Below are 11,742 nucleotides of genomic sequence, written 5' to 3'. Positions count from 1 at the left end.
CTCTCTGCGCGGACGCGGGCGGCGCACGGCATGGGTCGGTTGGGAAGTGGTCCCATATATCGGCTGTTCGAACTTCTAAGTGTTTCAGCGCTGGCTGGCGGTGCGGGATTCTTTTTCCGCGACCAGGAGATAGGCGACCATCAGTCGTTTGAGTTCGGCGACAGCGTCGGTGTGGCTCTGTTCGTCCTGTACGGAGAAGTTCATCATCGAATAGACCACGTGCACGAGCACCTCGGCCATCATGGTGCGCCGGGCCCGTGGTGTGCGAGGGGTGAGCGGGCGCAACATCTGCGAGACGACCTCGGCGAATTCCTTTTCGTGGATCGCGCCGGTGGCCCGCGTGGACGGGGTGGACTGCATGGCCAGCCAGACTTCACGGCGGGACGGGTCGGTCATCCACAGGCTCGCCAGATGGTCGACGAACTGGTTCATATGCCGCAACCAGTCCAGCGACGGGATCTCGCCGTGGAAATCGGCCAGCTCCTGCGATACCGCGACCAGGTCCTGCCGGTTCAGTTCGCAGACGATGACGTATTTGTTGGCGAAGAACTGGTAGAGGGTGCCGATCGGGACTTCCGCGCGGGCCGCGACTTCTTCACAGGTGAACGATTCGAAACCCACTTCGACCAAAAGCTCCCGGGACGCCTGTAGCAGCGCGTCGAACTTCCGCTTACTACGTTCCTGGGTTGGACGCCGCCGCGGCATGAGTTCCTGCGGGTCGTCCTGCAGTTCCAATTCCAGCGCAGGGTCCGGACGCCGTTTCACTGTGGCCTCCGTACGTACGTTCACATGTCCCAGGCTAGCGGTAGGTCGAAGGTGGTGGTGGGAGAGTACGGAATGTGACGGCGAGTCTGTCATGTCTCACTGCGCGTTGCGGCGCCGATCCGGGGCGCGCAACACCGCCGTCGGGTGCCGCGGCCGCCGGATCGGGGAGGGGGAGGGGCCGGGTCAGCTGCGGGTCTTGCGATGGAAGAGCACCAGGGCGGTGCCGTAGCACACCACGGCGATGGTGCCCCACCACGCGGTGGCCAGTATCGCGCTGTCGCCGATGGGGGTTCCGACCAGCAAACCGCGCAGGGTTTCGATCACCGGTGTCACCGGCTGGTGTTCGGCGAAACCGCGCAGCCAGTCCGGCATGGTCTCCGGCGGTACGAAGGCGCTGCTGACATAGGGGATGAACATCGCGAAGATGGTGAACCCGTTGGCGGCCTCGGGACTGCTGGCGAGCAAACCGAAACACGCGGACATCCACGAGAGCGCCACCACTACCAGTGCCAGCAGTGCTGCGGCGGCGAGCCAGCGCAGCGGATCGGCGGTCGGCCGGAAACCGATGGCCAGCGCGACGATCACGACCACCGCGGTGGCCAGGATATTGCGCAGCAGGCTTTCGGTGATGTGCCCGGTGAGGAATGACGATCGGCTGATCGCCATGGTGCGGAACCGGTCGACGATACCTTCCGCGATATCGACGGAAACACTGATCGCCGTGGTCGAGGCGCCGAAACAGGCGCACATCAGGACGATCCCGGGCACCACGTAATCGACGAAGGCCCCGCCGACGTCCATGGCCCCGCCGAAGACGTAGACGAACATGAGCAGGATCATGATCGGCAGCGCGAGGGTGCTGATCAGTGCGTCGGGGCTGCGCAGCGTATGCCGGAGGTTGCGGGCCGTCATGGTTGCCGCGTCCTGTGCGGCGTGGGTGAGGGTGGTCACGTGAGTGGCTTTCTGTGAGCAGGGATGCGCGCGGGCCGCTATGCGGCCGGTACGGCCTGGGCCGGTCGGCTGGTCAGTGCGAAGAAGACATCGTCGAGATCCGGGGTGTGCACGCTGAGCCGTTCGACGCTGATATCGAGCGCGGCGAACTCGTCCAGGAGATGTTTGAGATGGGCGACCTGCCCGTCGGACGGCACCTGCAGGGTGAGTTCGTCCGGATCGGTTTCGGGGAAGCCGGTCGTGCGCGCCGCGGCGGCCAGGTTCGCCCGGTCGGCGAAGTGGAACAGGATATGGCCGCCCGGCGTGAGTTGTTTGAGCTCGGCGGGGGTCCCGTCGGCGACGATCCGGCCGCCGTGCAGGACCGCGATCCGGTCGGCGAGCTGATCGGCTTCCTCCAGGTACTGGGTGGTGAGGAAAACGGTCACACCGTCGCCGACCAGTTCCCGGATCACCTGCCACAGTTCCCGCCGGCTGCGCGGATCGAGGCCGGTGGTGGGTTCGTCGAGGAACACCACCTCCGGGCGTCCCATCAGGCTCATGGCGAGATCGAGCCGGCGGCGCATACCGCCGGAGTAGGTGCCGGACGGCCGGCCGGCCGGCTCGACCAGGTCGAAGCGTTCCAGTAGCTCGGTGGTGCGCCGGCGTGTCTCGGACCGGCCCAGATGCAGCAGCCGGCCGACCATGTGCAGGTTCTCGGTACCGGTGAGGACTTTGTCCAGTGCGGCGTACTGGCCGGTTACCCCGATGGAAGCCCGGACTCGATCCGGTTCGTGCGCTACGTCGTATCCGGCGACCCGGGCGGTGCCGTTGTCCGGGCCGGTCAGGGTTGCCAGGATGCGCACCACGGTGGTTTTCCCGGCGCCGTTGGGGCCGAGCAGGGAGAACACCGATCCGGGCGCGATATCGAGGTCGATACCGGCGAGGACCTGGTGGTCACCGAAGGATTTGCCGAGTCCGGCGAGGGAAATGGCAGGTGGGGCGGTCATGATGGACTCCGTTCGAATAACTGCATGTGCCATAAACTGTATATGGCATATATTCTGATTAGAGAGTACACAGTTTGAAGCGGGGCGCAAGGACGGCGGGGAACACGGTGGTATAGGAAGAGAGGGCGCCAGGGGCCGGCCGCTGTCCGGCCGGACTGCCGGCCACCGCGAGCCTGGTTGCGGAAACCGACGGAAGGAATCCAGATCGATGGCGAGCTCAGCGGACAACGGACCGGCCCCGGCCGCCCCCGAAGGGCCGGCGGCCGCGGCGGATACCGAACGGCCGCTACCGAGATCGATCGAGCTCATGTGGGGGTTGGCGCCGGCCGGAACCCGCGGACCCCGGCGCGGGCTGAGCCTGGAACAGATCGTGGACACCGCGATCGAACTCGCCGACGAGGAGGGGTTCGCCGCACTGTCGATGAACAAGGTCGCCGAGCGCCTCGGCTTCACCGCGATGTCGCTGTATCGCTATGTCGACAGCAAGTCCACGCTGGTGGAGATCGCGCTGGACCGGGTACTGGGAACGCCTCCGGAGACCGCGCCCGGCACCCCGTGGCGGGCGGCGCTACATGAATGGGCGTGGGCGGAGTACCGGCTGATTGTCAAGCACGTGGGTTGGCTCAGCGTGCGAATGAGCGCACCGCCCCTGGGGCCCAACAACGTGGCATGGCTGGAGGCGGGCCTGTCGGCGCTCGGGCAGACCCGGGTGCCGGAACCGATCAAATTGCAGCTGGTGGTGAACCTGACGCTGTTCGTGATCGGACGGGCCCGCCTCGTCGCCGAAATCGACCCCGGCAACCCGGAATCCGACGGCGATTGGGACATCCTCGAACGCGTGATCGACCCCGAACGTTTCCCCGCCGTTACGGCTGTCATGCAGGCTCAGGCATTCGATCAGGACGGGGAATCCTGGGAGGACCTGTTCTTCGAGCGGAGTCTCGGGTTGCTGCTCGACGGCTACGAGCGCTTGATCGGGTCCTACGGCTGATCTCCCGGTCCCGGTGGGGCTACTGCCGGTCCGGCTATGCGCCCGGCGGGTTGTGCGTCGAGCGCGGGCGAACCCCGGTCGGATTCGGCCGCGCTCGACGCTGCACCCGATGACAAGGACTCGCGAGCGGGGTAGTTCCGGTTACACGGAGAGATCGCGGCGCAGTTTGGCGACGTGGCCGGTGGCGCGCACGTTGTACTGGGCCACTTCGATTTTGCCTTCGGCGTCGACCAGGAAGGTCGACCGGATGACGCCGGTCACCTTCTTGCCGTACATGGTTTTCTCGCCGAATGCGCCCCATTCGGTGAGGACCTTGCGTTCGGGATCGGACAGCAGCGGGAAGTCGAGCTGTTCGGCGTCCCGGAATTTGGCGAGTTTGGCCGGTTTATCGGGAGAGATCCCGATCACCGACAGGCCCGCTTCGTTCAGTTCACCGAGATTGTCCCGGAAATCGCATGCCTGCTTGGTGCAGCCGGGGGTGCTCGCCGCGGGGTAGAAGTACACCACGACTTTTCGGCCGCGGTAGTCGGCCAGCGATACCTCGTTGCCGTCGGCGTCGGGGAGGGTGAAATCGGGTGCCGGATCACCCGGGGAAAGTCGATGGTTATCGGTCACACTCGCACCGTAACCGAATCCGGTGACTCCCGGACGTGGACTCGGCAGGCATCGTGCGGTCGCGATGAGCGGACGCACGGGCAGTCTCCGGCGAACGCCTGCGCGGCGGTCGGCGACCTGCCGCGCCGGGGTCGAGCGAACAGTCGCCGTGGTTACCACGGATACACTCGAGCCCGAACCCTGGCGCGCCGCGGTGACAACCGCGACCCAGGGGTGATCATCGGCCGCCGGTGGACGCGGCAGACCAGGTACAGGAGGCGTGAAGGTGGCAAAGGATACCGAGCGGATCGAGCAGGAGATCGAGGCCGCGCGGGAGCGGTTGGCCGGAACCCTGGACGAGATCGCGGTGCGGGCCGATCCGCAGCGGATCGCCGAGGGCACCAAACAGCTGGCGCTGGCCAAGGTGAGCGAGCCCAAGGTGAAATACACCCTGATCGGTGCGGGCGTGCTGCTCGCGGGTGCGGTGCTGTTCAAGATCCTGCGCTGAACACCGCAGACGACAACGCCCGGTGACGGAATACTCCGTCACCGGGCGTTTGTGCGCAGTGGGACCGAATCAGACGGTGGGGCAAGCGAACCCGTCGCCGTCCGGATCCAGGTGCGGGGCGAACCCGGGTTCACCGCGGAAGATCGGCGCCCGGCCCGCGGCGCGTGCTTCGTCACAGTTCTTGAAGGCGCCACCGGCGGAACCGGTCTGCGCCAGCTGCGCCGAACCGGTGGCACCGAGCAGGGCGTCCACCGTCGAGGAGCCGGTGCCCGCCAACGGAGGGAGGGCATGTGCGGAACCGGCGCCCACAACGGGAGCGGCCAGAAGAGTCAGCCCCGCGGCGGCGGCGCTGACATAGAGCTGGCGTACGTTCATGAATTCCTCTATGTCTGCTGGGGGGTGGATCATGCGTCCGAACGGAGAACGCGCGGCTACCACTGTTGTGAGGGTCGCCTCGATTGTCAACTCGTATGGCCTGGATAAGACAAGGAGAAATCGCGGTCGTGGCCGGGTACTCACCGGTTGCCGCGACGAGGTGTACCGCGGTGGCGAAGGCTGCCGGCCCAGCGGCGGAATTCGCCGGAGACCACACATTGTGATAGGGATGCATGCTATGTCCGAGGCTCGTGCTGCGCTGCTGTCAATCGATCCCCACAGGGCCCGGCGGAAAAGTCGATAGGTCGGAGAGAGCAGTTGTTGCGAATCAAAGACCGTGACGCAGCCGAGCCGGTTCCGGCAGCGCAGCCCGGCACCCCGACTCCTTCGGCCGATTACCGGCTCGATCTCGACGGTCTCCGCGGGATCGCGATCGCCCTGGTCGTTGCCTTCCACGTCTGGTACGGCAAGGTCTCCGGCGGCGTCGACATCTTCCTGGTGCTTTCCGGTTTCTTCTTCACCGGAATGCTGCTGCGCCGGGTGGAACGCACCGGCCGGGTCGACGCGTGGCAGGTTGCGACGCGTACGGCACGGCGGCTGCTACCCGCCCTCATGGTGGTGCTCGCTGTGGTGGGCGTCGCCACCATTGCCACCAAGCCGTACTCGACCTGGGGCAACATGTCGGGCCAGACGATGGCCTCGGCCCTCTACTACCAGAATTGGTACCTCGCGCAGGCCGCGGAAAGTTATCTGGCCGCCGATCCGTCGGTGAGCCCGCTGCAGCATCTGTGGTCGATGGCGGTCCAAGGACAGTTCTATGTGGCGATCATCGTGCTGCTGGGGCTGGTCGCGTGGGTGTGCCGGCGCTTGGGCTCGCCGGGCGCTGTCCGGCCCGCGATCGTGGCGCTGTCGGTGCTGCTGGGTGCCGCCTCGTTCGTCTACGCCACCGTCTGGATGACGGTCTCGCAGGAGTGGACCTATTACGACAGTGCCGCCCGCGCCTGGGAATTGCTGACCGGCGCCCTGCTGGCCGCGGCGCTACCGTGGTTGCGGTTGGGTGCCGGCCGGATCGGGCGGTCCCTGGCGGCCCTGCTCGCCGTCGGCGGCCTCGTTGCCGTGCTGGTATGCGGTCTGTTGTTCGACGGCGCCCGCCAGTTCCCGGGCCCGGCCGCATTGTTCCCGGTGGGCGCCGCGGTGGTGTTGATCATCGCCGGGATCCGCACGGAGAGCGGGCAGCAGCCGATCGTCAGCCGATTGCTCGCGACCCGGCCGATGGTCGAACTCGGTGCCATCGCGTATTCGCTGTACCTGTGGCACTGGCCACTGCTCATCTATTACCTGGTGCAGACCGGAAAACCGCACGCGGGACTCGAAGGCGGACTGCTGGTTATCGGGGTCTCGCTGATTCTCGCCCTGATCACCAACAAGTTCATCGAGGATCCGCTGCGGGTGCGCTCGGGCACGACCGTGACGACCCCGGCCTGGCGGCGTCGTGTCCCCGGTGTCGCGGTGAGCCTGGTGGGGGTGCTGGTCCTGGGCGCCTGCGTCACCTGGCAGGTGGTGGTCGCGCGTACGCCCTCCCAGCCGGTCGAGGCGCTGCCGGTGAACGAGTATCCGGGTGCCGAGGCCTTGTTCGCCGGTGCCGAGGTGCCGGTGGCGAAACTGCGGCCCTCGATTCTGGAAGCGTCCAACGACCTCCCGGCACCCACCCGCGACGGCTGTATCTCCGACTGGTTCAACAAAGAGGTGACGACCTGCACGTACGGGGATCCGAACGGCTCACGCACCATCGCCATGGTCGGCAACTCTCATGCCGAGCACTGGATGCCCGCCATGGACGCGCTGGCGAAGGTCCACGACATCAAGGTTGTCGTATACCTCAAGATGGGCTGTTCGCTCAATATCCGCGACGACGCCCAGTATCGGGGGCTCGATATCTCCGATTGCCGCGACTGGTCTCGTGCGGTGGTCGACCTGCTGGCCGCCGACCCGCCGGACTGGGTCTTCACCACCGCCACGGCCCCGATCTGGCCCAGCGGCGGCGACGCCGTGCCCGCCGAATACCTCGATGTGTGGGCGGCGCTGGCCGAACGCAGCCTGAACGTTCTCGCCATCCGTGACACACCCTGGCTGCGCAGCCCGACCGGTGTGCGATACAGCGCCGTGGACTGCCTGGCCGCGGGTGGGGACAGCGCGACCTGCGGTATGCAGCGTACGGAGGCGCTGGCACCGGTGAATCCCGCTCTGATCCACGCGGCGGCGTTCCCGAATATGCGTCTGCTGGATCTCAGCGATTCGGTGTGCGGGCCGGACTTCTGCCGGGTGGTCGAAGGCAATGTGCTGGTGTATCACGACGAGCACCACCTCAGCGCCAGTTATGCGCGCACCCTCGCCCCGGAACTGGAACGGCAGATCGGGATCGCCACCACCTGGTGGTGAGGTACCCCACCGGGCCGGCAGCTATCGAGATACCGCAGGTCAAACCCCCGACAACCCCAACTCACCAGGGGGTTATCGGGGGTTTGACCCATAGCAGCTTTTCGTCGCGGTGCGGTCGTTGTGCGGCCGGATGGCCGGGATTACGGGCGGCCCACGTGGCCTTCTCGTCCAGGAGGCGGGCCACCGATCGCCAGGTTTCCGTGGTACTGGGCGGGTTGACTCCCGCCGAGCGGGCCAGCTTGCGCTGCACCGGCGCGGGCAGTTCGAGTAGTTCGGAACCGGTGATCTCCCGGTCCCACAGATATCCGGCCAGGTGCCGTGCCTTGGCGGCCCGACCGGCCTCCGCGGCCGGTGAATGTGCGTAATCGGCCATACACAAGTGTAAGTGGGCCACAGACAGCACTGCGCGGTGCCGTGTTCTCACACGACACCGCGCACCCACGCCGTTGTGGGGTTTCCCCCACGCCGTTGTGGGGTTCCCCTGGCCACACTCGCGGACAGTGGTACGCGCCGTTGCGTCCACGATGTGCCCACATCTATGACCAAGCTGTAGTTCCGGCCCCCGCGACCTTCCCGGCGTAACCAACGGTGGTGCCGAGTTCAGCGAGGCGCTGGAAGTCTTCGGCCGAGGGGGCCGAAACCCGCGCCGCCGGAGGCGGCGCCGATAACTCAGTACGCGCCGTTGACGTTGTCCATCGAGCCGTACTTGTGGGCGGCGTAGTTGCAGGCCGCCACGATGTTCGAGACCGGGTTCCAGACGTCGAACGGGGTACCGGGTACGTGGTACGCGGCGAAGGTGGGGTCGATCACCTGGAGCAGGCCCTTGGAGGGGATGCCCGCGATGGCGTTCGAGTCCCAGAGGTTGATCGCGCCCGGATTGCCCGAGGATTCGCGCAGGATATTGCGCTGGATGCCGTCGTAGCTGGCCGGGATGCCGTTCTGGTTGAGGATGTCGAGGGCCTCGCGGATCCAGCCGTCGAGGTTGTTGGGGTAGGCCGGTGCGGGAGCCGGGGCAGGCTCTGGTGCGGGTGCCGGGGCCGGTGCGGGCACGGGGGCCGGTGCGACGGCGGCGGCGGGCTCCACGTGCGGAGCCGGCGCTTCTGGGGCCTTCGCCTCGGTTACGGCCGGCTTCTGCTCGGCGACCATGGCGATCTTGGTGGGGGCGCTGTTGTCGGCCATGGAAACCGCCGAGGAAGCGGTGACGGCGACGACACCGGCGGTGGCGAGTACGAAGCCCATTGCTTCGCGTTTGGTGCGACGGCGCAGGCTGGAGAAACGGTGGTTGTTCATGAGCGGATTCGGTTCCTTGATCGGTCTCGGGATCCGGCCCGGTTCGGGCAGCACGGATCTTCGGCGGCGACGTTGGGTCGCGACCGGAAAACATGACTGTGCTGTTGTCGGGTTTTGTTGTGTGACACCGAACACAGGCCGGTTCGGGTCCGGAAGGCGCATCCGCGGTGCCGGGTGGTTTCCCGGGCCGCCGCGCCGGCGGATCTCCACCTTTCGGTGGAGTAAAGTGGTTCGGGTTCGGCCGTCGCCATACCGTGTCCGGTATTCATCTACGGCGCTGTGCCGGGCTGGTCCGGCCGGTTGTTTCCAACCCGGCGTTCACAATCTCGCGGAGCAGTCGAACCTCAGGTCGTTTCCGACCGGATCTCAGAATGGTCACGGCAGGTGAACGGAAGGTGAACGGAACCTGAGAAAAAATCGAGTCCGATCTTGAACCCTGAAACGAACGCGTTCCGGTATTGACGCGACCTGGGGAAATGCGTTTAAACGTCATGTGGTGCACGACACAAAACTTTTGCCGGTACACCCTGGATTCAGCTTCTCGTGACGGTTCCGTAATGGGAAAACCGCCGGATTCGGGGTTGCCGAACCGGCACCCCGGCAGGTCTAGCGGCCGCTACTTCGCCCAGGTAGCCGCCGGGGTGGTAATTGCCGCATACGCAATGGTGTGATGAAGTCCGGCAGGCCCCGGGCCCGCGCCGGGACCCGGACGGATATCGGAAAGAGAGCCCGCGATGGACTCGACGACGAGTTACCCGCAGTTGTTCAGCCCACTCCAGCTGAACGGCACCACACTGCGGAACAGGGTGGTCATGGGATCGATGCATACCGGGCTGGAGGACCGGGCATGGGACGCGAACCGCCTGGCCGCCTACTTCGCCGAACGAGCACGCGGAGGGGTCGGGCTGATCATCACCGGCGGCTACGCCCCGAACCGCACCGGATGGCTACTGCCGTTCGGTGCGAAGCTGACCAGCCGTACCGAGGCCTACCGGCACCGCACCATCACCCGCGCCGTGCACGACGCCGGCGCGAAGATCGCACTGCAGATCCTGCATGCGGGCCGCTACGCCTATGTACCGGGCAGCGTCTCCGCCTCCTCGATCAAGGCCCCGATCAACCCGTTCCGCCCGCGCGCACTCTCGGACCGCGGGGTCCGGCGCACCATCGATGATTATGTGCGCTGCGCCGAACTGGCTCGGTTCGCCGGCTACGACGGGGTCGAAATCATGGGCGGCGAAGGATATTTCATCAATCAGTTCCTCGCGCCGCGGACCAATCACCGCACCGATCGCTGGGGTGGGTCGGCGGTGAACCGTCGCCGGCTGGCCGTGGAGATCGTGCGCCGGACCCGTGCCGCCGTCGGCCCGGATTTCCTCGTCATCTTCCGGCTGTCGATGGCCGAACTTGTCGAGAACGGCCAGAGTTTCACCGAAATCGTCGAATTGGCAAGGGAACTCGAGGCTGCCGGGGTCAGTATGCTCAACACCGATATCGGCTGGCACGAGGCGCGTGTGCCGACCATCGTCACCTCCGTGCCGCGGGGGGCGTTCGTCGAATTCACCGCCAAGATCACCGCGGCGGTGGATATCCCGGTGTGTGCGTCGAACCGGATCAATATGCCGGAAATCGCCGAGGAGATCCTGACCCGCGGCGATGCCCAATTGATCTCGATGGCCCGGCCATTGCTGGCCGATCCGGAATGGGCGAACAAGGCGGCCGCGGGCCGGGGCGACGAGATCAATACCTGTATCGCCTGTAACCAGGCGTGCCTCGATCACGCTTTCCAGCGCAAGACGGTGTCCTGCCTGCTCAACCCGCGGGCCGGTCACGAAACCGAACTGATACTGGCACCCACGCGGCGTGCGAAACATATCGCGGTGGTAGGTGCCGGGCCGGCGGGCCTGTCGGCCGCGGTGAACCTGGCCGAGCGCGGGCACCGGGTCGAGTTGTTCGAAGCGCTGGACCGGATCGGCGGACAGTTCGATATCGCCCGCCGTATCCCCGGCAAGGAGGAATTCGACGAATCCATTCGCTATTTCACCCGCAGGCTGGAGGTGACCGGGGTGCGGGTGCACCTGAACACGCGGGTTACCGCCGCCGCATTGCGCACCGGCGGGTACGACGAGGTGGTACTGGCGACGGGAGTACGGCCGCGGATTCCCGATATCCCGGGAATCGACCATCCGATGGTGTTGTCCTACTCGGAACTGGTCCGTGAGCAGAAACCGGTCGGGCCGCGGGTAGCCGTGATCGGGGCGGGTGGAATCGGGTTCGATGTCAGCGAATATCTCACCGTGGAAGGCCATCCCACGCTGAAACCGGACGAATGGAAGCAGGAATGGGGGGTGGACGCCGACGACGAGCAGTTGCGGGGGCAATTACGTCCCGCACTGCCGGGGCCGGCGGCGCGCGAGGTGGTTCTGCTGCAGCGCAAGGACACACCGTTCGGCAAAGGGCTGGGTAAGACGACGGGTTGGGTGCACCGGGCGGCGCTGAAAGCCAAAGGGGTGCAGCAGATCGGTGGGGTGAACTACGACCGGATCGACGACGACGGGGTGCATATCAGCTTCGGTCCGCAGCGAGTCCGGCCCCGGGTCGTCCCGGTCGACAACGTGATCGTCTGCGCGGGCCAGGAATCGGTACGCGACCTCGAATCCGAACTGGCCGCCGCCGGGATCACCGTGCATGTGATCGGCGGGGCACAGTTGGCCGCCGAGCTGGACGCCAAACGCGCCATCGACCAGGGGACGAGATTGGCCGCCGCGCTCTAGGCGTCCGGCGAGCCGCCGCCCGCGCCGGATCGCGAAATTGCCTTTTCCCGAAAGGGACTGCGCGGTAAG

The 11,742-nt window shown here is 66.3% G+C and carries 11 protein-coding genes; 4 read left to right on the top strand and 7 right to left on the bottom strand.

Annotated elements, in window-relative coordinates; genetic code table 11:
* Positions 1–84: 84 nt before the first annotated feature.
* The 3 genes from NS6_RS18405 to NS6_RS18395 form a co-directional block, all read right to left on the bottom strand.
* Entirely contained in the window at positions 85–705 is a 621-nt protein-coding gene (locus NS6_RS18405) for a TetR/AcrR family transcriptional regulator (protein ID WP_068043573.1), read from the bottom strand.
* Positions 706–948: 243 nt separating this feature from the next.
* The gene (locus NS6_RS18400; protein ID WP_068043571.1) at positions 949–1,677 is read right to left on the bottom strand and encodes an ABC transporter permease; all 729 of its coding nucleotides are present in this window, start codon (positions 1,675–1,677) and stop codon (positions 949–951) included.
* A 77-nt stretch (positions 1,678–1,754) separates the two neighbouring features.
* Positions 1,755–2,702: an ATP-binding cassette domain-containing protein gene (locus NS6_RS18395; RefSeq protein WP_068043495.1), complete on the bottom strand. Its 948-nt coding sequence runs from the start codon at positions 2,700–2,702 to the stop codon at positions 1,755–1,757.
* 208 nt (positions 2,703–2,910) lie between these two features.
* Between NS6_RS18395 and NS6_RS18390 the strand changes: the two genes are divergently transcribed.
* On the top strand, positions 2,911–3,693 hold the full coding sequence (locus tag NS6_RS18390) for a TetR/AcrR family transcriptional regulator (protein WP_245669407.1): 783 nt from the start codon (positions 2,911–2,913) through the stop codon (positions 3,691–3,693).
* A gap of 141 nt (positions 3,694–3,834) precedes the next feature.
* Here NS6_RS18390 and bcp read toward each other — a convergent pair whose 3' ends face one another.
* Positions 3,835–4,308 carry a thioredoxin-dependent thiol peroxidase gene (bcp, locus tag NS6_RS18385; protein ID WP_068043568.1) on the bottom strand — a complete coding sequence of 158 codons (474 nt, stop codon included), beginning with the start codon at positions 4,306–4,308 and terminating at the stop codon, positions 3,835–3,837.
* A 265-nt stretch (positions 4,309–4,573) separates the two neighbouring features.
* Here bcp and NS6_RS18380 point away from each other — a divergent pair, with 265 nt between their 5' ends.
* A complete protein-coding gene (locus NS6_RS18380; RefSeq protein WP_068043565.1) occupies positions 4,574–4,795 on the top strand; it encodes a DUF3618 domain-containing protein in 222 nt (73 codons plus the stop codon).
* A gap of 69 nt (positions 4,796–4,864) precedes the next feature.
* Here the strand turns inward: NS6_RS18380 and NS6_RS18375 are convergent, their stop codons facing one another.
* Positions 4,865–5,170, bottom strand: a complete 306-nt coding sequence (locus NS6_RS18375; RefSeq protein WP_068043563.1) for an excalibur calcium-binding domain-containing protein — start codon at positions 5,168–5,170, stop codon at positions 4,865–4,867.
* 321 nt (positions 5,171–5,491) lie between these two features.
* Between NS6_RS18375 and NS6_RS18370 the strand changes: the two genes are divergently transcribed.
* On the top strand, positions 5,492–7,609 hold the full coding sequence (locus tag NS6_RS18370) for an acyltransferase family protein (RefSeq protein ID WP_068043561.1): 2,118 nt from the start codon (positions 5,492–5,494) through the stop codon (positions 7,607–7,609).
* 61 nt (positions 7,610–7,670) lie between these two features.
* On the opposite strand, the gene NS6_RS18365 is transcribed toward NS6_RS18370, so the two are convergent.
* Positions 7,671–7,982 carry a hypothetical protein gene (locus NS6_RS18365; protein ID WP_068043493.1) on the bottom strand — a complete coding sequence of 104 codons (312 nt, stop codon included), beginning with the start codon at positions 7,980–7,982 and terminating at the stop codon, positions 7,671–7,673.
* A 296-nt stretch (positions 7,983–8,278) separates the two neighbouring features.
* Positions 8,279–8,899, bottom strand: coding sequence for a transglycosylase SLT domain-containing protein (locus tag NS6_RS18360; protein WP_068043560.1), 621 nt, complete (start codon positions 8,897–8,899; stop codon positions 8,279–8,281).
* Positions 8,900–9,633: 734 nt separating this feature from the next.
* On the opposite strand from NS6_RS18360, the gene NS6_RS18355 reads away from it, so the two are divergent.
* Positions 9,634–11,673, top strand: a complete 2,040-nt coding sequence (locus NS6_RS18355) for an NADPH-dependent 2,4-dienoyl-CoA reductase (protein ID WP_068043491.1) — start codon at positions 9,634–9,636, stop codon at positions 11,671–11,673.
* Positions 11,674–11,742 lie beyond the last annotated feature (69 nt).

The organism is Nocardia speluncae NBRC 108251, from assembly GCF_001613245.1.
GTDB lineage: Bacteria > Actinomycetota > Actinomycetes > Mycobacteriales > Mycobacteriaceae > Nocardia > Nocardia speluncae.
Note: the sequence above shows the minus strand (reverse complement) of the source record. Positions and strands in the feature narration are given on the sequence as shown.